This window comes from Pseudomonas aeruginosa, assembly GCF_001457615.1.
Classification (GTDB): domain Bacteria; phylum Pseudomonadota; class Gammaproteobacteria; order Pseudomonadales; family Pseudomonadaceae; genus Pseudomonas; species Pseudomonas aeruginosa.
This window is the reverse complement of record NZ_LN831024.1, coordinates 4,902,503-4,920,882: the sequence shown is the minus strand read 5'-3', so window position 1 is coordinate 4,920,882 and position 18,380 is coordinate 4,902,503. Positions and strand designations below refer to the sequence as shown.

The 18,380-nt window shown below is 69.0% G+C and carries 18 protein-coding genes and 1 pseudogene; 14 read left to right on the top strand and 5 right to left on the bottom strand.

Going from position 1 to position 18,380, the window contains the following annotated elements:
* Positions 1–48: 48 nt before the first annotated feature.
* The 3 genes from AT700_RS22635 to pyeR are packed head-to-tail and all read right to left on the bottom strand — an operon-like array spanning position 49 to position 2,655.
* The gene (locus tag AT700_RS22635; RefSeq protein ID WP_003103810.1) at positions 49–1,101 is read right to left on the bottom strand and encodes an alkene reductase; all 1,053 of its coding nucleotides are present in this window, start codon (positions 1,099–1,101) and stop codon (positions 49–51) included.
* Positions 1,102–1,137: 36 nt separating this feature from the next.
* Complete coding sequence (locus tag AT700_RS22630) at positions 1,138–2,304, bottom strand: MFS transporter (RefSeq protein ID WP_003103801.1); 1,167 nt, start codon at positions 2,302–2,304, stop codon at positions 1,138–1,140.
* A 48-nt stretch (positions 2,305–2,352) separates the two neighbouring features.
* Entirely contained in the window at positions 2,353–2,655 is a 303-nt protein-coding gene (gene pyeR / locus AT700_RS22625) for an ArsR family transcriptional repressor PyeR (RefSeq protein WP_003093978.1), read from the bottom strand.
* A gap of 152 nt (positions 2,656–2,807) precedes the next feature.
* Between pyeR and AT700_RS22620 the strand changes: the two genes are divergently transcribed.
* Complete coding sequence (locus AT700_RS22620) at positions 2,808–3,380, top strand: ACP phosphodiesterase (protein WP_003093976.1); 573 nt, start codon at positions 2,808–2,810, stop codon at positions 3,378–3,380.
* Positions 3,381–3,529: 149 nt separating this feature from the next.
* Positions 3,530–4,390 (top strand): universal stress protein, encoded by an 861-nt coding sequence (locus AT700_RS22615; protein WP_003093974.1) that lies wholly within the window; start codon positions 3,530–3,532, stop codon positions 4,388–4,390.
* Here the strand turns inward: AT700_RS22615 and olsA are convergent.
* Both olsA and olsB read right to left on the bottom strand, forming a co-directional pair.
* Positions 4,387–5,163, bottom strand: coding sequence for a lyso-ornithine lipid O-acyltransferase (olsA, locus tag AT700_RS22610; RefSeq protein WP_003455468.1), 777 nt, complete (start codon positions 5,161–5,163; stop codon positions 4,387–4,389). The genes AT700_RS22615 and olsA overlap by 4 nt on opposite strands.
* Positions 5,163–5,918 (bottom strand): L-ornithine N(alpha)-acyltransferase, encoded by a 756-nt coding sequence (gene olsB, locus AT700_RS22605; RefSeq protein ID WP_003093970.1) that lies wholly within the window; start codon positions 5,916–5,918, stop codon positions 5,163–5,165. The genes olsA and olsB overlap by 1 nt, the downstream gene beginning before the upstream one ends.
* A gap of 202 nt (positions 5,919–6,120) precedes the next feature.
* Here olsB and AT700_RS22600 point away from each other — a divergent pair, with 202 nt between their 5' ends.
* The 12 genes and pseudogenes from AT700_RS22600 to AT700_RS22545 all read left to right on the top strand — a co-directional run bounded on the left by AT700_RS22600 (position 6,121) and on the right by AT700_RS22545 (position 18,319).
* The gene (locus tag AT700_RS22600; RefSeq protein WP_003093969.1) at positions 6,121–7,017 is read left to right on the top strand and encodes an acyl-CoA dehydrogenase family protein; all 897 of its coding nucleotides are present in this window, start codon (positions 6,121–6,123) and stop codon (positions 7,015–7,017) included.
* 84 nt (positions 7,018–7,101) lie between these two features.
* Complete coding sequence (locus AT700_RS22595) at positions 7,102–7,887, top strand: MBL fold metallo-hydrolase (protein WP_003093967.1); 786 nt, start codon at positions 7,102–7,104, stop codon at positions 7,885–7,887.
* A gap of 67 nt (positions 7,888–7,954) precedes the next feature.
* On the top strand, positions 7,955–9,070 hold the full coding sequence (locus AT700_RS22590; protein ID WP_003101127.1) for a serine hydrolase domain-containing protein: 1,116 nt from the start codon (positions 7,955–7,957) through the stop codon (positions 9,068–9,070).
* On the top strand, positions 9,067–9,402 hold the full coding sequence (locus tag AT700_RS22585) for a hypothetical protein (RefSeq protein ID WP_048521621.1): 336 nt from the start codon (positions 9,067–9,069) through the stop codon (positions 9,400–9,402). The genes AT700_RS22590 and AT700_RS22585 overlap by 4 nt, the downstream gene beginning before the upstream one ends.
* Before the next feature lie 60 nt (positions 9,403–9,462).
* Positions 9,463–10,053, top strand: a complete 591-nt coding sequence (locus tag AT700_RS22580) for a YceI family protein (RefSeq protein ID WP_003120867.1) — start codon at positions 9,463–9,465, stop codon at positions 10,051–10,053.
* Between the two features lie 164 nt (positions 10,054–10,217).
* A pseudogene (locus AT700_RS22575) lies at positions 10,218–11,437 on the top strand (M20 aminoacylase family protein).
* Between the two features lie 36 nt (positions 11,438–11,473).
* Complete coding sequence (locus tag AT700_RS22570) at positions 11,474–12,793, top strand: citrate-proton symporter (protein ID WP_003110047.1); 1,320 nt, start codon at positions 11,474–11,476, stop codon at positions 12,791–12,793.
* Entirely contained in the window at positions 12,794–14,278 is a 1,485-nt protein-coding gene (locus AT700_RS22565; protein WP_003123277.1) for an amidase, read from the top strand. It begins immediately after the preceding gene.
* Between the two features lie 99 nt (positions 14,279–14,377).
* The gene (locus tag AT700_RS22560; protein ID WP_003120864.1) at positions 14,378–15,148 is read left to right on the top strand and encodes an IclR family transcriptional regulator; all 771 of its coding nucleotides are present in this window, start codon (positions 14,378–14,380) and stop codon (positions 15,146–15,148) included.
* A 64-nt stretch (positions 15,149–15,212) separates the two neighbouring features.
* A complete protein-coding gene (locus tag AT700_RS22555) occupies positions 15,213–15,785 on the top strand; it encodes a YceI family protein (RefSeq protein WP_003093949.1) in 573 nt (190 codons plus the stop codon).
* A 74-nt stretch (positions 15,786–15,859) separates the two neighbouring features.
* Positions 15,860–16,939 carry a phospholipase D-like domain-containing protein gene (locus tag AT700_RS22550; protein WP_003120863.1) on the top strand — a complete coding sequence of 360 codons (1,080 nt, stop codon included), beginning with the start codon at positions 15,860–15,862 and terminating at the stop codon, positions 16,937–16,939.
* A 99-nt stretch (positions 16,940–17,038) separates the two neighbouring features.
* Positions 17,039–18,319, top strand: coding sequence for an acyltransferase family protein (locus AT700_RS22545; RefSeq protein WP_003112774.1), 1,281 nt, complete (start codon positions 17,039–17,041; stop codon positions 18,317–18,319).
* Positions 18,320–18,380 lie beyond the last annotated feature (61 nt).

Sequence of the window (18,380 nt, the reverse complement as noted above, 5' to 3'; positions counted from 1 at the left end):
ACAGAGCCCGCCACGACAAGCGTGGCGGGCTCTTCCTGGCTGGCGCGATCAGGCCAGGGTCGGATAGTCCAGGTAGCCTTCGGTACCGCCGGTATAGAAGGTTTCCGGGCGCGGCGGGTTCAGTTCGGCGCCCTGGCGCAGGCGTTCGACCAGGTCCGGGTTGGCGATGAAGGGGACGCCGAAGGCCACCGCATCGGCGTCGCCCTTGGCCAGGATGGCGTTGGCGCTGTCGAGGGTGAACTGCTCGTTGGCGATGTAGGGTCCGCCGAAGGCTTTCTTCAGGGCTACGCCGATGCTGTCGTCGGCCTGCGCTTCGCGGGCGCAGATGAAGGCGATGCCGCGCTTGCCCAGCTCACGGGCGACATGGCTGAAGGTTTCCAGGCGGTTGGAATCGCCCATGTCGTGGGAGTCGGCACGCGGCGCCAGGTGTACGCCGACGCGCTGGGCGCCCCATACGGAGATCGCCGCGTCGGTGACCTCCAGCAGCAGGCGCGCGCGGTTCTCGATGGAGCCGCCGTAGCGGTCGGTGCGCTTGTTGGTGCTGTCCTGGAGGAACTGGTCGAGCAGGTAGCCGTTGGCGCCGTGGATCTCCACGCCGTCGAAGCCGGCGGCCTTGGCCCGCTCGGCGCCCTGGCGGTAGGCCTCGACGATGTCGGCGATCTCCTCGGTGTCCAGCGCGCGCGGGGTGACGTAGGGACGCTTCGGGCGCACCAGGCTGACGTGCCCCTCGGCGGCGATGGCGCTCGGCGCCACCGGCAGCTCGCCATTCAGGTAGAGCGGATCGGAAATCCGCCCGACGTGCCAGAGTTGCAGGAAGATGCGCCCGCCGGCGGCGTGCACCGCCTTGGTCACGTTGCTCCAGCCACGGACCTGGTCATCGGACCAGATGCCGGGGGTGTCGGGGTAGCCCACGCCCATCGGCGTGACCGCGGTGGCCTCGCTGAGGATCAGGCCGGCATCGGCGCGCTGGGCGTAGTACTCGGCCATCAGGGCGTTGGGCACGCGGCCTTCATCGGCGCGGCAGCGGGTCAGCGGCGCCATGACGATGCGGTTGGGCAGCTCGAGGTCGCCGAGCACGATGGGATCGAACAGAGTAGCCATGGAACATCCTCCACTAGGGAATAGACGGACAGGGGATCAATCGAGGACCGGCTGCGCCTGGGCGCGGCCGTTTCCGGAAAAGGCGATCAGGGTGGCCAGCAGCGCCAGCGCGGCCAGCGCGGCGGCGGCCAGCGGCACGCGGGTCAGGCCCAGGCCGTGGTCGATGACGCTGCCGCCGACCCAGGCGCCGAGCGCGTTGCCGACGTTGAAGGCGCCGATGTTCAGGGTCGCCACCAGGTTCGGCGCGGCATGCCCGACGCGGACCACGTTGACCTGCAGCGCGGGCACCGCGGCGAAGGCGGCGGCGGCCCAGAAGAACAGGGTGATCTCCGCCGGCAGCAGGGCCTGGCTGGTCCAGCTGAACAGCGCCGAGACCAGCGCCATGGCGGCGAACACCGCGGCCATGGTGGTGCCCAGGCGCCAGTCGGCGAGGCGGCCGCCGATCACGTTGCCGACGGTCAGGCCGACGCCGATCAGCAGCAGGGTCCAGGTCACGCCGCGCGGGCTGACCCCGGTGACTTCGCCGAGCAGCGGCGCGACGTAGGTGAACAGGGCGAACATCGAGGCGGCGAACAGCACGGTGGTGCCCAGGGCCAGCCACAGCGACGGGTTCTTCAGCGCGGACATTTCCTGGCGCAGGTCGACCTTCTCTTCCTCGCGGTCGTTTGGCAGCACCCTGGCCAGGCCGACGAAGGCGACCACGCCGATCAGGGTCACCACCCAGAAGGTCGCGCGCCAGCCGGCTTCCTGGCCGAGCGCGGTACCCAGCGGCACGCCGAGCACGTTGGCCAGGGTCAGGCCGGTGAACATCAGGGCCACGGCGGAAGCGCGGCGGTTCGGCGCCACCAGGCTGGCGGCGACCACCGAGCCGATGCCGAAGAAGGCGCCATGGCAGAGCGCGGTGACGATCCGCGCCAGCATCAGCAGGCCGTAGTTGGCGGCCACCGCGCAGAGCAGGTTGCCGACGATGAAGATGCCCATCAGCGCGAGCAGGGCTTTCTTGCGTTCCAGGCGGGCGGTGGCCATGGCCATCAGCGGGGCGCCGAAGGCCACGGCGAAGGCGTAGCCGCTGATCAGCCAGCCGGCGCTGGGAATGGATACCCGCAGGTCGCCGGCGACCTGCGGCAGCAGGCCCATGATGACGAATTCGGTGGTACCGATGGCAAAGGCGGATAAAGCGAGGACGAGAAGAGACGCCGGCATCGGTCGAGCTCCTGGACTGCGAGGTGGTGGGGTGGAAGCGAGTGCTGCTTACAGCTCGTCGCCGAGTTGGTCGAGGAAGGCCTGGATGGTCTCCTCGTTGCGCTTGAAGAAGTTCCACTGGCCGACCCGGCGGCTGGTCACCAGACCGGCGCGTTGCAGGGTGGCGAGGTGTACCGATACGGTGGACTGGGAGAGACCGGTACGCTGGTCGAACTTGCCGGCGCAGACGCCGATCTCGAACGGGTGGTCCTGCTCGACGAAGTACTTCTCCGGTTCCTTCAGCCAGCGCAGCATGTCGCGTCGCACCGGGTGGGAGAGAGCCTTGATGATTTCGTCGATGTCCAGTGGCATGGCGGTGGTCCGTTGGCCGTCCATATCGGGTTGGGACGAACTATATATCGGTGTGGGACGATATGGGGATCGATTGCGACGATAGTCGCTATCGACAGGGCTGATGACGATGATCGAAACGACCGTTCCGTCCCTGGGGTAAGCTAGCCCGCATGAACTACCTCGCGCATCTCCACCTCGGCGGCCCGCAACCGGCCCAACTGCTCGGCAGCCTGTACGGCGACTTCGTCAAGGGCCGCCTGCAGGGACAATGGCCGGACGAGATCGAGCGGGCCATCCAGTTGCACCGGCGCATCGACGCCTTCACCGACAGCCACCCACTGGTGCATGCGGCCAAGCGGCGCTTCCCGCTGGAGCGCCGGCGTTTCGCCGGCGTCCTGCTGGACGTGTTCTTCGACCACTGCCTGGCGCGCGACTGGAACGACTACGCCGACGAACCGCTGCCGCAGTTCGTCGAGCGGGTCTACGGCACCCTGCGCACCGCCTCGCCGCTGCCGGAGCGCCTGGCGCGCATCGCGCCGCGGATGGCGGCCCAGGACTGGTTGGGCAGCTACCGCGAGTTCGCGGTCTTGCGCGAAGTGCTGGGCGGTATGTCGCGGAGGCTGTCGCGACCGCACCTGCTGGACGGCTCCTGGGAAGAACTGGCCCAGCGCTACGATGACCTGAGCGCGGATTTCCGCGCCTTCTACCCGCAACTCCAGGCTTTCGCCCTGAGCCAGCGCTGAGCCTGGCGCAGCGGCCATTGGCCCGGCCGGCGGAATCACCTATCAATTGTTTCAGTCCGAAGCATCCGCTTGATGCACATCAACCGGCAGCGGTCGCGTCGATCGTTCAATGGGGCCGACGTTCAACGCTCTGCCAATGGAGGTGGAAGATGAAACGAATCCTGGTGGCGACCGACCTGTCCTCGCGTTCCGAGCTGGCGGTCATGCGCGCCGCGGCGCTGGCCAAGGCGAGGAATGCCGAACTGACCGTGCTGAACGTGCTCGACGACGACCAGCCGCCGGTGCTGATCGCGCCGCAACGGCTGGCCATCGCCAACCTGCTGGAAGTGAACGGACAGGCCCTGAAGGAGCGCCTCGGCGTCGAGTCCAAGGCGATCGTGCGGGTCGGCGATCCGGTGGTGGTGATCAACGCGGTGGCCGAGGAGATCGGCGCCGACCTGCTGGTGATGGGCGCGCACCGGCACACGCCGCTGCGCGACCTGTTCATCGGCACCACCCTGGAGCGGGTGGTACGCAATGCGAAGATCCCGGTGCTGCGCGCGGCCGGTGCGCCGGAAGAGGAGTACCGCCGGGTGCTGCTGGCGCTGGACTTCTCGCCGACCTCGACGCGCGCGGTGCAGATGGCCGGCCAGCTCGGCTTCCTCGACGCCGCCAGCCTCACCGCGCTGCATGCCTTCGAGCCGTTCGCGAAAGGCATGATGCGTTATTCGGGGATCAAGGAAGACCGCGTCGAGCATTACGTCGACCAGGAGGAACTCAAGGCCAACGTCGAGCTGCGCGACTACGTCGCCGGCCTGGGGCTGGGCCGCGAGGACATCCAGTTGCGCGTCGGCGAAGGCTTGCCGATCAACGTGATCATGACCGAGGTACGCCGCCAGGCGCCGCAGTTGACGGTGCTCGGCACCCAGGGCCTGACCGGCTTCCGCCGCGCGCTGATCGGCAGCGTGGCCGAGGCGGCCCTCGGCGACCTGCCGTGCGACGTGCTGGCGGTGCCGCCCAAGCGCGACTAGGCGGCGCGCCGGGTTTGCGTAGGGGCGGCAGTGCCGAACAGCGCCAGGCGCACCGCCTGCTGGGCCTGGCGGGCCAGTTCGGCGCGGTCCAGGCCCTGGCTGGGGATCGGTTCCAGCAGCTGGATATGCACGCTGCCGCGCTCGCCGCGCAGCAGGCGGCCGAGGTGGCTGAGCAGGTCGTCGTCGCCGATGAACGGCGCCAGCGCATCGGGCACGCCGTCGCGGCGGTAGCTGATGGCCACCGGCTGCACCGCCACGCCGGCTTCCAGGGCGCTGGCCATCAGGCGACCGTGGAAGGTGCGCAGGCTTTCGCCGTTGGTGGTGGTGCCTTCCGGGAAGATCAGCAGGTTGCGTCCGCGGTGCAGCTGTTCGGCCAAGCGCTGGTTGATCAGCCGGCTGTCGCCCGAGCCGCGGCGGATGAACAGGGTGCCGGCCTTTTCCGCCAGCCAGCCGGCCAGCGGCCAGGCACGCACCTCGGCCTTGGACAGGAAGGTCAGCGGCGCCAGGGCGCCGAGCAGCGGGATATCGGTCCAGGACACATGGTTGGCTACCCACAGCATGGGTTGCCGGGGCGCTTCGCCGCTGACCCTGACCTCGAAGGGCAGGGCCGCGCAGAGGCGCGCCAGCCACCAGCGGGTCAGGCGCTGGCGCAGCGGCGTGACGTCGGCGCCGGGCAGCCGCTCGCGCAGGCTGACCCAAGCGGCCAGGCCCAGCCCGAGCGCGACCAGCCCGAGCAGGCGTGCGCTGCGCAGCAGCAGGCGCAGCCGCGCCATCAGACCGCTGCCTTGAAGTGGCGGGCGTAGCGCGGGCAGAGTTCGTCGCGCTTGAGCAGGATGAACACGTCGGCGACCTGGAAATCCGGGTCCCAGCAAGGCTCGCCGCAGATCTTGGCGCCCAGGCGCATGTAGGCCTTGAGCAGCGGCGGCAGCTCGGCGGTGAGGTTTTCCGGGACGTCCAGCGGCGGCAGCGGGTTCTTCGGCTCGGCCTGCAGGTAGTCGGTGCACAGGTAGCGTTCGCGCAGCCGCTGCATCACCGCCTTGGCCTGCATACCGCCGTCGCGCATGGGAATGCTGGCGCAGCCCATCAGGTAGCGGTAGCCGCCCTCGTTGAGGACCTCGGCGAGTTCGCCCCAGAGTACCGCGATGGTGGCGCCGTTGCGGTATTCGGGAGCGACGCAGGTGCGGCCGATCTCCAGGACCGGGCCGTGCAGGGCGTCGAGGCCGGAGAGGTGGAACTCCTCTTCGCTGTAGAAGCGCCCGAGGCGTTCGGCGGCGCGATGGTCGAGCAGCCGGGTGGTGGCCACCAGGGCGCCGCTGTCGAGGTCGCGGACGCCGATGTGCGCGCAGTGACGGTCGTAGTCGTCGCGGTCGAGGCCGTCTTCGGCGCCTTCGAGCTTGGCGTCGAACTCGGCGCTGAATACGCGGTAGCGCAGGGCCTGGGCCTCGCGCAGGGCGCGGGCGCCGTTCAGGCGCTCGGCCTTCAGGCGGCGTCCGGCGACGGGTTCGCGGGTAATGGCGGTCTGGGTCATGCCTGGGCCTCCTTGGGCCGGCGCCGCGGGTTGCGGCCGCTCGGCTTTGTTGTGCAAGCTCAGGCTAGGAAGGCGCGGTGTCACCCCTGTGACAGGGGCGTGATGCTTGTATGACATTGTCGCCGGATGTAACGCGCCGTTGTTCAACGCTGGCACCCTCGGCAGGATGCCGGTTCCGACACATTCCACACTGGAGTCCGCCATGTCCTGGCAACGCTTGCTCGGCCCGCTCGACCGCCTGCCCACCGAAGGCTCCCTGGAAGACTGGCACGCCGCCGCCCTGGCGCGCGCCGACGGTCTTGGCACCCTGGAGCGGGCGGTGCTCGGCGGACGATTGGCCGCGAGTCCGGGCCTGGCCTTCCTCGCCGGCTACCAGGCGGCCCTGCGCGCGCTCTGGCCGGCGGCGCCGGAAGGTCTCGGCGCGCTGTGCGTGACCGAGAAGCGCAGCGTGCGCCCGGCGGACCTGCAGACCCGCCTGGAGGGGCTGGTCCTGCATGGACAAAAGGATTTCGTCACCGCTGGCGACAGCGCCTCCTGGTGGCTGGTGGCCGCCCGCGACGAGGCTCCGGGGCAGCCGCCGCGACTGTCGATGACGGTGGTCCTGGCCGGCGCCCCGGGGGCGCGCCTGGAGGCGTTGCCGGCGCTGCCGCTGATGCCGGATGTGCCGCATTCCCGCCTGTTGCTCGACGGTGCCCATTGCGAGCGCCTGCCCGGCGATGGTTGGGACGACTACGTCAGGCCGTTCCGCCTGCTGGAGGATGTCCATGTGCTGGCGGCGCTGGTCGGCTGGCTCTATGGGGTCGGCCATGAATGCGGCTGGCCCTCGCCGCTGCTGCTGCGCCTGGCCGGCATCCTCGGCGGCTGCGCCGAGGTCGCGCGGCATCCGGTCGCCTGCGTCGGCACCCAGGCGGTACTGGCTGGGCTGTTCGAACAGTTCTCGGCGCTGGAGGGGCAACTGGATGCCGCCTTCGCCGCCAACGCCTCGACCTGGGAGGCATTGTGGCAACGCGATCGCGGCTTGCTGGCGATTGCCAACGGGGCCCGCAAAGTTCGCCTGGAGAAGGCCTTGACCCGCCTCGGGCTTGACCCAGGTCAGTGAGGCGCCGCGCCGCAGGCGCTTACCCTGCGCAGCATCCGGCGAGGAATGCTCCTCGGCGCCTGCACAGAGTAGATTTCACCGACCATGCGACGCGAACCGATCGTGCTGTTCGACAACGGCAGCCACCAGTGCCTGTGTTTCGATGACCTCGTCAGCGGCGAAGGGGTCCAGTCCAACCAGTTCCTGATCGTCGACAACGGCCAGTACCTGCTGCTCGATCCCGGCGGCGACCTGACCTACACGCCGCTCTCGCTGGAATTGTCGAAACGCTTTCCGCTGCAGGAGCTGGACTACATCTTCGCTTCGCACCAGGACCCGGACATCATCGCCGCCCTCGACAAGTGGCTGCTGCACACCCGCGCCCGGGTGATCTGCTCCAAGCTGTGGGCGCGCTTCCTGCCGCACCTGACGGCCAACTACCTGGCGGTCAGCCATGGCATCAACACCTACGACCGGGTCATGCCGTTGCCCGACCGCGGCCAGGCGATCGCTCTCGGCGACTGCTCGTTGAAGGCGATCCCCGCGCATTTCCTGCATTCGGTGGGCAACTTCCAGCTCTACGACCCGGTGAGCAAGATCCTTTTCTCGGGCGATATGGGCGCCTCGCTGGTGGACGACGCGGCGCCGGTCAGCGATTTCGCCGCGCATATCCAGTACATGGACGGATTCCATCGCCGCTACATGGCGGCGAACAAGATCTGCCGCCTGTGGGCGCGGATGGTCCGGGACATGGATGTGGAGATGATCGTGCCGCAACACGGGCGGCCCTTCGTCGGCAAGGAAATGATCAGCGCCTTCCTCTACTGGATCGAGAACCTCGAGTGCGGCATCGACCTGCTCGGCCCGGACGACTACCGCATGCCAGGCTGAGTCCGCGCTTCCTGGCGTCATCGAGGCCATGCTAGGGTTGCCCCTCGACCGTCGAGAGGGCCCGCCGATGCCCGCTTTGCCGTTGTCCCGCCGCGCCCTCGCCGCGCTGGCCCTGGTATTCGCCCTCCCTGCCCTGGCCGAAGACTGGCCCGACACCGACTGGCCCCGTGCCCAACAGCCCGCGGGGCCGGCGCTGGAGGCATTCGAGCGCTATGCCTTCGGTCGTCGCGACGATGTTCGTCGCAAAGGCATCCGCACCGACGCGGTAGTGGTGATCCGCGACGGTCGTCTGGTCTATGAGCGCTACGCCGGCCCGAGCCGTGCAGAGACCCCGCACCTTACCTGGTCGGTGAGCAAGAGCCTGCTCGCCACGCTGCTTGGCGTCGCCGAGGGCGAAGGGCGCTTCCAGCTCGACGACCCGGTGGCGCGCTACTACCCGCCGTTCGCCCGTCATCCCGAGGTGACGTTGCGCCACCTGCTGAACTGGTCTTCCGGGCTGGACTGGCAGGAGGACTACGAGTTCGCGCCATTGAAATCCTCCGTGGTGGCGATGCTCTACACCCGTGGGCGTGACGACATGGCCGGCTTCGTCGCCGAAACCCCGCAGGCCCGGCCGCCGGGCCGGCGTTTCCGCTACTCCAGCGGCGACAGCAACGTGCTGGCGGCGGCCCTCCACGGCATGCTCGGCGCGGACTATGCCGAGTACCCCTGGCGCGCGCTGTTCGAGCCGCTGGGCATCCGTTCGGCGGTATGGGAGCGAGACGCCGCCGGCACGTTCGTCGGCTCGTCGTACGTCTACATGAGCGCCCGCGACCTGGCGCGCGTCGGCCTGCTGATGCAGCGCCACGGGCGCTGGCGCGAGCGGCAACTGCTGCCGCTGGCATGGGTCGAGTTCAACCTGACGCCCTTCGCCCGCTACCGGCCGAGCGCGGAAGAGGAGGGCGAGGCGGTGCCGGGCGGCCAGTGGTGGTTGAACCGTGCGGTGAAAGGCGCGCCGGCGCCCTGGCCGGACGTCGCCGAGACCGCCTTCGCCGCGCTCGGCCACTGGGGCCAGGCGCTCTACGTGCTGCCCGAGGAGAAGCTGGTGATCGTGCGCTACGCCGACGACCGCGACGGGCGTTTCCGCCACAACGAATTCCTGCGCCTGGCACAGGCGGCGTTCGCCGGGGAGGCGCGGCCATGATCCGTCGCCATCCCTTGCTCTTCCTGTTCGTCCTGGGGCTGCTCGCTGCCCTCGCGTGGGCCTGGCAGAACCGCATCCACCTGGCGGCCTTTCCCGCCATCATCGGCGCCTACACGGCCAAGGAGTACTGCTCCTGCCGCTACGTGATGGGGAACTCCGCGGACTATTGCCGGGCCTATACCCAACAGTACGTGCCGATCAGCGGCTTCTTCGACGACGAAGCCCGCCGCCGGGTGACCGCCCGCGGCTTCGGCAGTACGCAGACGGCCGCCTGGCTGGGCCCGCGCGAGGGATGCCGGCTCATGCCCGAGGCGGACAGGCTGCCGGACTGACCGGCGGCGCATGTCGGGGCGCGGGGCGAGGGACGGCGCCGGCCCGAAGCCGGAGGTGGAATGCCTGTTGTATTGTGTGTCCTGTTGTTGCTCCTCAGCCCTCTGCTGTCGGCGGCGGAATGGCAACTGGAGCCGGATTACTCGCGGATCAGCTTCGTTTCCGTGAAACGCGCGAAGATGGCCGAGGTGCAGCGCTTCGATCGTCTCAGCGGCCAGATCGACAAGCAGGGCGTCGCGCGCATCGTGGTGCCGCTGGGCACCCTGGACAGCGGCCTGGCCCTGCGCGACGAGCGAATGAAGGACAACTTCTTCGAAACCTCGCGCTTCCCCGAGGCCACCGTGGAGAGCCGCCTGGACATGGCCGGCTTCGACGACCTGCGGGTCGGCCAGTCGCGGGTCGAGAAGCTCGACTTCACCCTCGACCTGCACGGCCAGCAGCGCCGCCTGAAGGCCGACGTGCTGGTCACCCGCCAGGGCGAAGGGCTGGTCCAGGTGGCGACCCTGGAGCCGGTGCTGCTGAAGCTGCTCGACTTCGACCTGGAAGAGAAGCTCAAGCCCTTGAAGGAGATGGCCAATATTCCCTCGATCACTCCCGAGGTACCGGTGTTCGCCGTGCTGAACTTCCGCGAAGTGCCGCCGGAACAGTTCTGACGTACCGGCGGAGGGCGGCGCGGGCCTTGGGTTCCACCCAGTGGAACCGCCTTCCGTTGTCCTTCGCCGCGTGCCGCGCTTAGCTGTGACCACGCCCGGCCGGCCTTGCGTCCGGGCCTCCCGCCAACAAGACCGGAGCGCAATCCGGCCAGAGGAGAGACGGCATGGCTCGACATCGACACATCGTGGCCTGGCTCGAGGAGGTCGCCGACGACCTGCGTAGCCTGCGCCAGGACATCCACGCCCATCCCGAACTGGGCTTCGAGGAGCGACGCACCGCCGCGCTGGTCGCCGAATGCCTGCGCGGCTGGGGCTACGAAGTGCACGAAGGGATCGGCCGCACCGGCGTGGTCGGCGTCCTCCGCCAGGGCGACGGTACGCGGCGGCTCGGCCTGCGGGCGGACATGGATGCGCTGCCGATCGTCGAGGCCACGGGGCTCGGCTACAGCAGCTGCCACGGCGGGCGCATGCACGCCTGCGGCCACGACGGACACACCGCGATGCTGCTCGGCGCGGCACGCTACCTGGCGGCGACGCGGCGTTTCGACGGCACCCTGGTACTGATCTTCCAGCCCGCCGAGGAAGGCCAGGGCGGCGCCGAGGCGATGCTCGCCGACGGGCTGCTGGAGCGCTTTCCCTGCGATGCGCTGTTCGGCATGCACAACATGCCGGGACTGGAGGCCGGGCACCTGGGCTTCCGCGCGGGACCGATGATGGCTTCCCAGGACCTGCTGAGCGTCACCCTGGAGGGCGTCGGTGGACACGGTTCGATGCCGCACCTGAGCGTCGATCCGTTGCTCGCCGCGTCGAGCGCGGTGATGGCCCTGCAGAGCGTGGTGGCGCGCAACGTCGATCCGCAGAAGGCCGCGGTGGTCACGGTCGGCGCATTGCAGGCCGGCGAGGCGGCCAACGTCATACCCCAGCGCGCCGTGCTGCGCCTGAGCCTGCGGGCGCTCGACGGCCAGGTGCGCGAGCAGGTGCTGCAGCGGGTTCGCCAGATCATCGAGTTGCAGGCCGCCAGCTATGGGTGCCAGGCCAGCATCGAGCACTACCCGGCCTATCCGGTGCTGGTCAACAGCGTCGAGGAAACCGAGTTCGCCCGCCAGGTCGGGGTCGAGCTGGCCGGCGCGGAGCAGGTCGACGGCGACACGCCGAAGCTGATGGGCAGCGAGGACTTCGCCTGGATGCTACAGCGCTGCCCCGGCAGCTACCTGTTCATCGGCAACGGCAGAGGACGGCCGATGGTGCACAACCCGGCCTATGACTTCAACGACGACATCCTGGTCCGGGGCGCGGCCTATTGGGGCGCGCTCGCCGAGACCTGGCTGGCCGCCCCGCGGCGTCCGGCCTTCGACTGACTGCCGCCAATAACGGCGCGGCCTGAGCCGCGCCGGCATTCCCCGGTTACCAGGAGATTCCCATGCACGCTTGCCCGAGCGGTACCTCGCGTACCCGCCAGGTGGCGGCTGCCGTGATCGGCAACGCCCTGGAGTGGTACGACTTCATCGTCTACGGCTTCCTTTCCAGCCTGATCGCCAGGCTGTTCTTCCCTTCCGGCGACGAGTACACCTCGCTGTTGATGGCCCTGGCCACCTTCGGTGTCGGTTTCTTCATGCGTCCGGTCGGTGGGGTCCTGCTCGGCCTGTATGCCGACCGCAGGGGACGCAAGGCGGCGATGCAACTGATCATCCTGCTGATGACGCTGTCCATCGCGATGATCGCCTTCGCCCCGACCTACGCGGCGATCGGCGTCGGCGCACCGTTGCTGATCGTGATCGCGCGAATGCTGCAGGGTTTCGCCACCGGCGGCGAGTACGCCAGCGCCACGGCTTTCCTGGTGGAAAGCGCGCCGCCGCACCGGCGCGGTCTCTACGGTTCCTGGCAATTGTTCGGCCAGTGCCTGGCGGTGTTCGCCGGTGCGGGGATGGGCGCGCTGGTCACCCATTGCCTGGACGCCGAGGCCCTGGAGAGCTGGGGCTGGCGGGTGCCGTTCCTGTTCGGTCTGCTGATCGGTCCGGTGGGATTGTGGATCCGCCGCTACATGGGCGAGACCGAGGCCTTCCTCGAAGCCATCCGGGAGCCCGGCGAGCGCCAGGGGCTGCTCGGCGTGCTGCGCGAATACCGGCGCAGCGTGCTGGTGAGCATGGGCCTGACGGTGATCGGCACGGTGTCCTTCTACGTGGTGCTGGTGAATATGCCGACCTTCGCCCACAAGCAGTTGGGCCTGCCGCTGGACGAGGTGTTCATGGTGCAGATGGCTGCGGTGGCGCTGATGACCCTGGTGATCCCGTTGGCTGGGGGACTCTCCGACCGGGTCGGGCGGCGCCCGGTGCTGCTGGTCGCGACCCTGGCCTTCATGCTCATGGTCTATCCGCTGTTCGCCTGGGTCGCCGCGGCGCCGAGCCTGGGGCGCCTGCTGCTGATGCAACTGTTGCTGTGCACGGCGATCGGCGGCTTCTTCGGCCCGGCGCCGACCGCGGTGGCCGAGCAGTTTCCGGTGCGGGTGCGTTCCACCGGCCTGGCGGTGGCGTATAACCTGGCGGTGATGCTGTTCGGCGGTTTCGCTCCGTTCATCGTCACCTGGCTCACCGAGGTCGGCGGCTCGCCAGTGGCGCCGGCGTTCTACGTGCTCGGCGCGGCCTTCCTCGGGCTGCTCGCCACCCTCTATCTGCGGGAGGGCGCGACGCCCGCCCCGCGCCCCCGTGAACCGGCCCTGGGCAAGCCGGCAAGGAGTCTGTGAATGAGCGCCACCCGCCATCGAAGCGACGGCCACGAGGAAATCGTCGCGCTTGACGCGCTGCCGCTGTCCGCGGCGATCCGCCGACGCGAACTGTCCTGCCGCGAGGTCATGCAGGCCTACCTGGCGCAGATCGAACGGTTCAACCCGCGGGTCAACGCCATCGTCTCGCTGCAGGCGGAAAGCCGCCTGCTCGCCCAGGCCGACGAGCGCGACCGGCAACTGGCGCGCGGCGAATGGCTGGGCTGGATGCACGGCATGCCGCAGGCGATCAAGGACCTCGCCGCCACCTCCGGCATTCCTACCACCCTGGGTTCGCCGCTGTTCGCCGGGCAGGTGCCGGAGCACGACGCCATCGTCGTCGAGCGGGTGAAGAGCAGCGGTGCGATCGTCATCGGCAAGACCAACGTACCGGAGTTCGGGCTCGGCTCGCAGACCTACAACCCGCTGTTCGGCACCACCCGCAATGCCTACGATCCGGCGCGGATCGCCGGCGGCAGCAGCGGTGGGGCGGCGGTGGCGCTGGCGCTGCGCATGCTGCCGGTGGCCGACGGCAGCGACATGATGGGTTCGCTGCGCAACCCCGCCGCCTACAACAACGTCTACGGCTTCCGCCCGTCCCAGGGACGGGTGCCGCACGGCCCGCAAGCGGAACTGTTCGTCCAGCAACTGGCCACCGAAGGCCCGATGGGGCGCAGCGTGGCGGACCTGGCCCGGCTGCTGGCCACCCAGGCCGGCTACGATCCGCGCTGTCCGCTGTCGTTGCGCGACGATCCGCGCAGGTTCGCCGACGACCTCGGGCGCGATTTCCGCGGAGCCCGGCTCGGCTGGCTCGGCGACTACGCCGGCTACCTGCCGATGGAGGAGGGCGTGCTGGAGCTTTGCGAAGCCGCGCTGGGCGATTTCGCCGAGCTGGGCTGCGACGTCGAGGCGTGCCTGCCGGACTATCCCCTGGAGCGCCTGTGGCGCACCTGGCTGGTCCATCGCCAGTGGCTGGTGCAGGGCTCGCTTGGCGAGCTTTACGCCGATCCCGCACGGCGCGTCCGGCTCAAGCCGGAGGCGCAGTGGGAAGTGGAGTCCGGGCTCGGCCTCGGCGCCACCGAGGTCTATCGCGCCTCGCTGGATCGCAGCGACTGGTATCGGGCGCTGGCGCGTCTGTTCGAACGTTACGATTTCCTCTTGCTGCCCAGCGCCCAGGTGTTTCCTTTCGATGCAGAAACGGCGTGGCCGCGGCAGGTCGCCGGGCGGCCGATGGACACCTATCACCGCTGGATGGAGGTGGTGATCGGCCCGACCCTGGCCGGTTTGCCGGCGATCAGCGTACCGATCGGCTTCGGCGCGGCGGGCCTGCCGATGGGATTGCAGATAATCGGCCCGGCGCAGGCCGACCTGGCGGTGCTGCAACTGGCCCATGCCCACGAGGGCCTGACCCGTTGGGTCAGCCGCCGTCCGCCGGCGATGCTCGAGGCTCCAGGGGGCATCGACTAGGCCGCGGAGCAATGCTGGCGTATTCGCAGATTCTTCCTACATGACCTGGGCCTGCATCTTGCTTTGCCATAACGGTCTGTCGACGGTGGAGGTGTCGTCATGCCGGAAAGAGAAGAGGCGGGAACCGTGCGTTCGGTGGAGCGGGCGCTGGCGATCCTCGATCTGCTGGGCCAGCACCAGGCGCTGGGGCTCGAGGAACTGCATTACCTGACCGAACTGCCCAAGGCCACGGTGTCGCGGCTGCTGCATACCCTGCTGGAGCAGGGCTGGCTGTACCGCGGCTTGACCGACCGGCGCTACCGGCTGCGTTCCACCCGCCTCTACGGTGACGCCGCCGAGCGCTTCCGCTGCCAGATGGTGGAGCGTTCCGCGCCGCTGCTGGTGGAGTTGAGCGAGCGCACCGGGCTGGTCGCCGATTTGTCGATTCTCGACGGCGACCGCCTGCTGGTGGCGGAAAGCTCGGTGCCCGGCGTCCTGCGCAAGCGCTACCCGGCCAACCGGCTGGTGGTCGGCCAGCACGCCAGCCTGTTCCATTCGGCCATGGGCAAGGCCTGCCTGGGCGAACTGGCAGACAGCGAGGTGCGCCGCCTGGCGCGCCAGCACCAGGTAGACGAGGACCTCTGGTTGCGCACCCGCGAGCAGGCCCACGGCCAGGGCTACGGCGAGCGTACCGAGGGACACTGGGAGTATCCGGTGCGCCTGCCGTTCCTGATCCGCGCGGTGGCCTTGCCGGTACGCGCCCAGGGTCGCCTGCTCGGCAGCGTGGCGCTGCACTGGCCGCGCGACCAGGATTGCGTCGAACGGGTGCGCCGCCGGCACCTGGGAACCCTGGCCGATACCGTCAGTCAGTTGCAGCACGCGCTCGACTGACGCGGGAGTTTGCCTGCTCCCAGGCGGCCGGTTTAAGGTGGCGCCGGACGCAAAGGGAGCCCGCATGCACAAGTTGATCTGCCTCGGCCTGGCCCTCCTGGCCTTGCCGGTCCAGGCCGCCTGGTACCTGGACTACGAGTCGTCGCGACTCAGTTTCATCTCCACCAAGAACGCTACCCTTTCGGAAGTCGGCCGCTTCCTGGTCATGCACGGCAAGGTCGACGACAAGGGCCAGGCGCGCCTGCGCGTCGAGCTGGACTCGGTGAGCACCGACATCCCGCTGCGCGACGAACGCATCCGCGAGCATCTGTTCGAGACCAAGCGCTTCGCCGAGGCGGAGATCACCGCCCAGCTCGACCTGGCGCCGATCGTCGAGCTGGCCGACGGCGTGCAACTGGAAATGCGCCAGCCGGTGACCGTCAGCCTGCATGGCAAGCGCAAGAGCTACGCCAGCGACCTGTTGGTGACCCGCCTGGACGAGCATCGCTTCCAGGTGGTGACCCTGTCGCCGCTGGTGCTGGACGCCGCCGACTTCGACCTCGCCCCCGGCATCGAGACCCTGCGCAAGCTGGCCGGCGCCGGCAGCATCGGGCTCTCGGTGCCGGTCGGCGCCGTGCTGATCTTCACTTCGCGGTGAGCGGCCCGGTCTTTCCCTGGCGCAGCGACAACCGCTTCGCCCTGCTCAATGACGGCGTGCGGTTCTTCCCGCGCATGCTGCTGGCCATCGAGGCGGCGCAGCGGAGCATCGAGCTGGAGCTGTACCTGGTGGAAGACGGGCATTGCGCCGAACTGTTTCTCGTCGCCCTGCTGGATGCCCGCCGCCGGGGCGTCGCCGTGCGCTGCCTGTTCGACGGCTTCGGCTGCCTCGGCCTGGGCAGCGCCTGGATCCAGCGCCTGCGCGAGGCCGGCGGCGAACTGCGGCTGTACAACCCGCTGCGCTGGAAGCTGACTGGCGGCAATCTCTACCGCGACCATCGCAAGCTGCTGCTGGTGGACGGGCGCCTCGGTTATGTCGGCGGCGCCGGGATCACCGACGAATTCTGGGAACCGGTCAGCGACGTCAGCGCCTGGCGCGAGGTGATGGTCGAGATGGACGGCCCGGTGGTGGCGGACTGGGCGGCGCTGTTCGAACGGCAATGGCTGGCCTGTCTCGAAGAGAAAGCCTGGAAGCCCCGCGAGGGCATGACCCTTACCCGCCTTCCGCCGCAGCCGGGGGCGGCCCGTGGGTTGGGCCGGGTGGCCTACGCCGACGCCCGCCAGCACCGCGACATCCTGCAATCGCTGGTCCGCGCGCTGAACGGCTCGCGCCGACGGATCTGGCTGGCGACGCCGTACTTCCTGCCGACCTGGAAGGTTCGCCGGGCCCTGCGCAAGGCCGCCCAGCGCGGCGTGGAGGTGCGCCTGCTGCTGGCCGGGCGGCTCACCGACCACGCCCCGGTGCGCTATGCCGGGCAGCGCTACTACCCGCGCCTGCTGCGCGCCGGCGTGCGCATCCACGAATACCAGCCGCGCTTCCTGCACCTGAAGATGGTCATGGTCGACGATTGGGTGAGCGTCGGCTCCTGCAACTTCGATCATTGGAATCTACGCTTCAACCTCGACGCCAATCTCGAGGCCCTCGACCCGGACTTCACCAATGAGGCGGCGGCGAGCCTGCTGGCGGACTTCGCCGACAGCCGCGAGGTGACCCTGGCGATGTGGCGCGCGCGACCCCTGTGGATGCGCCTGCACCAGCGCCTGTGGGGTTGGCTTGACCGGGTAGTGGTGAATTTCCTCGACCGCCGGCGCTAGGGAGCGGCCGTTCGTAGCCGCTGGCCGGCCCGGTGAAACTTGCCGGGGAGCTTGCGGGTCTACCCCGGACCGCCCATTACAATGACAAAGGAGAGATGCGTGGCAACGCCCGACTCCAAGGAACGTTTCATCGGACTGGAATGGTTGCGCTTCCTGCTCGGCCTGTACGTGGTGGTGTACCACACCCTGCATACCTATCCGAAAGAGCAGAAGTTTCCCGGTCTCGACGAACTGACCAGCCTGGGGTTCTTCGCCACCAGTACCTTCTTCGTGCTTTCCGGCTTCCTCCTGGCCCATGTTTACGCACGCAGCGGCCGGTTGCGCGAAAGCGCCCGCAGTTTCTGGACCAAGCGACTGTCCAATCTCTATCCGTTGCACCTGTTCTCCCTGCTGCTGTCGATCCTGGTGTTGCTGGCCCTCAGCCACCTGGGAATCGGTCCCGAGCTGGACAAGGCCACCCCGCGCTTCGTCATCTACGACACCAACGAAGTGCTCGGCCGCACCCACCCGGAACTCTTCCTGCACTGGATGAGCAACACCGAACTGTTCGTCAACAGCATCCTGCAGATCCTCCTGCTGCAGGCCTGGAATCCCTATTACCTGACCTTCAACGCGCCGTTGTGGTCGCTGTCGACGCTGATGTTCTTCTACCTGGCGTTTCCCTTCGTCGCCCCGCGGCTGATGCGCAGCCGGCACAAGTGGAAGGTGCTGGCGCTGGTCTGGCTGGTCTACCTGATCCCGCCGGCGCTGGTAGTGGCCAGCGAGAGCTACGGGATCCCCTGGACCGGCCTGCTGCACCGCAATCCGTTGCTGCGCCTGCCGGAATTCCTTGGCGGCATCCTGGCCTACGGGTTGTTCCGCGGCTACCGCGACCGTGGCATGGTGCCGGGACGCGGCCTGCTGGCCGCGCTGGTGGCGCTGGTGGTGGCGGCCTTCCTGGTGGCCGACTACCTGTTCACCCAGGGCGCCAAACATTGGTACTTCCTGCTGCACAACGGCCTGCTGCTGCCGGCCCAGTTGCTGCTGGTGTGCCTTTGCGCGCTGCCCGCCGACCCGAAGAGCGCTTTCGTCCGCCACTGGTCGCCGCGCCTGGGGGCCGCCTCGCTGTCGCTGTTCGCCCTGCATGTGCCGATGTTCACCCTGTTCTCCCGTAGCGAGCGCCTTATCGCCGTGCCGGGGCGTTGTCTCGACGACTGGCGCGCCTGCACCGAGGCGGCGGCCGCGCTGCCATCGTCGCTGCTCTACTACCCGCTGTTCCTGGTCCTGCTGGTGGCGTTCTGCGTGCTGTTCCAGGAGCGCGGCGTGGTGCCGGTGCGCAAGTGGCTGGTGCGCCGGCTGATGCCGGCGCCGGCGCTGGCCAAGGTGCCGCGCCCGGCCTGAGGCCGTTCTCCCGGAGAACCGGACTTTCGACGGGTGGCAGGCCCGGCCCGGCTGGTTATGC

Excerpts from the sequence above, each read along its gene's own strand:
- AT700_RS22570 (WP_003110047.1), top strand. The coding sequence starts at position 11,474 with ATGCACGCTTGCCCGAGCGGTACCTCGCGTACCCGCCAGGTGGCGGCT.
- AT700_RS22585 (WP_048521621.1), top strand. The coding sequence starts at position 9,067 with ATGATCCGTCGCCATCCCTTGCTCTTCCTGTTCGTCCTGGGGCTGCTC.
- AT700_RS22580 (WP_003120867.1), top strand. The coding sequence starts at position 9,463 with ATGCCTGTTGTATTGTGTGTCCTGTTGTTGCTCCTCAGCCCTCTGCTG.
- olsA (WP_003455468.1), bottom strand. The coding sequence starts at position 5,163 with ATGGCGCGGCTGCGCCTGCTGCTGCGCAGCGCACGCCTGCTCGGGCTG.
- AT700_RS22620 (WP_003093976.1), top strand. The coding sequence starts at position 2,808 with ATGAACTACCTCGCGCATCTCCACCTCGGCGGCCCGCAACCGGCCCAA.
- AT700_RS22560 (WP_003120864.1), top strand. The coding sequence starts at position 14,378 with ATGCCGGAAAGAGAAGAGGCGGGAACCGTGCGTTCGGTGGAGCGGGCG.
- AT700_RS22550 (WP_003120863.1), top strand. The coding sequence starts at position 15,860 with ATGCTGCTGGCCATCGAGGCGGCGCAGCGGAGCATCGAGCTGGAGCTG.
- AT700_RS22565 (WP_003123277.1), top strand. The coding sequence starts at position 12,794 with ATGAGCGCCACCCGCCATCGAAGCGACGGCCACGAGGAAATCGTCGCG.
- pyeR (WP_003093978.1), bottom strand. The coding sequence starts at position 2,655 with ATGCCACTGGACATCGACGAAATCATCAAGGCTCTCTCCCACCCGGTG.
- olsB (WP_003093970.1), bottom strand. The coding sequence starts at position 5,918 with ATGACCCAGACCGCCATTACCCGCGAACCCGTCGCCGGACGCCGCCTG.
- AT700_RS22590 (WP_003101127.1), top strand. The coding sequence starts at position 7,955 with ATGCCCGCTTTGCCGTTGTCCCGCCGCGCCCTCGCCGCGCTGGCCCTG.
- AT700_RS22595 (WP_003093967.1), top strand. The coding sequence starts at position 7,102 with ATGCGACGCGAACCGATCGTGCTGTTCGACAACGGCAGCCACCAGTGC.
- AT700_RS22600 (WP_003093969.1), top strand. The coding sequence starts at position 6,121 with ATGTCCTGGCAACGCTTGCTCGGCCCGCTCGACCGCCTGCCCACCGAA.
- AT700_RS22555 (WP_003093949.1), top strand. The coding sequence starts at position 15,213 with ATGCACAAGTTGATCTGCCTCGGCCTGGCCCTCCTGGCCTTGCCGGTC.
- AT700_RS22635 (WP_003103810.1), bottom strand. The coding sequence starts at position 1,101 with ATGGCTACTCTGTTCGATCCCATCGTGCTCGGCGACCTCGAGCTGCCC.
- AT700_RS22615 (WP_003093974.1), top strand. The coding sequence starts at position 3,530 with ATGAAACGAATCCTGGTGGCGACCGACCTGTCCTCGCGTTCCGAGCTG.
- AT700_RS22630 (WP_003103801.1), bottom strand. The coding sequence starts at position 2,304 with ATGCCGGCGTCTCTTCTCGTCCTCGCTTTATCCGCCTTTGCCATCGGT.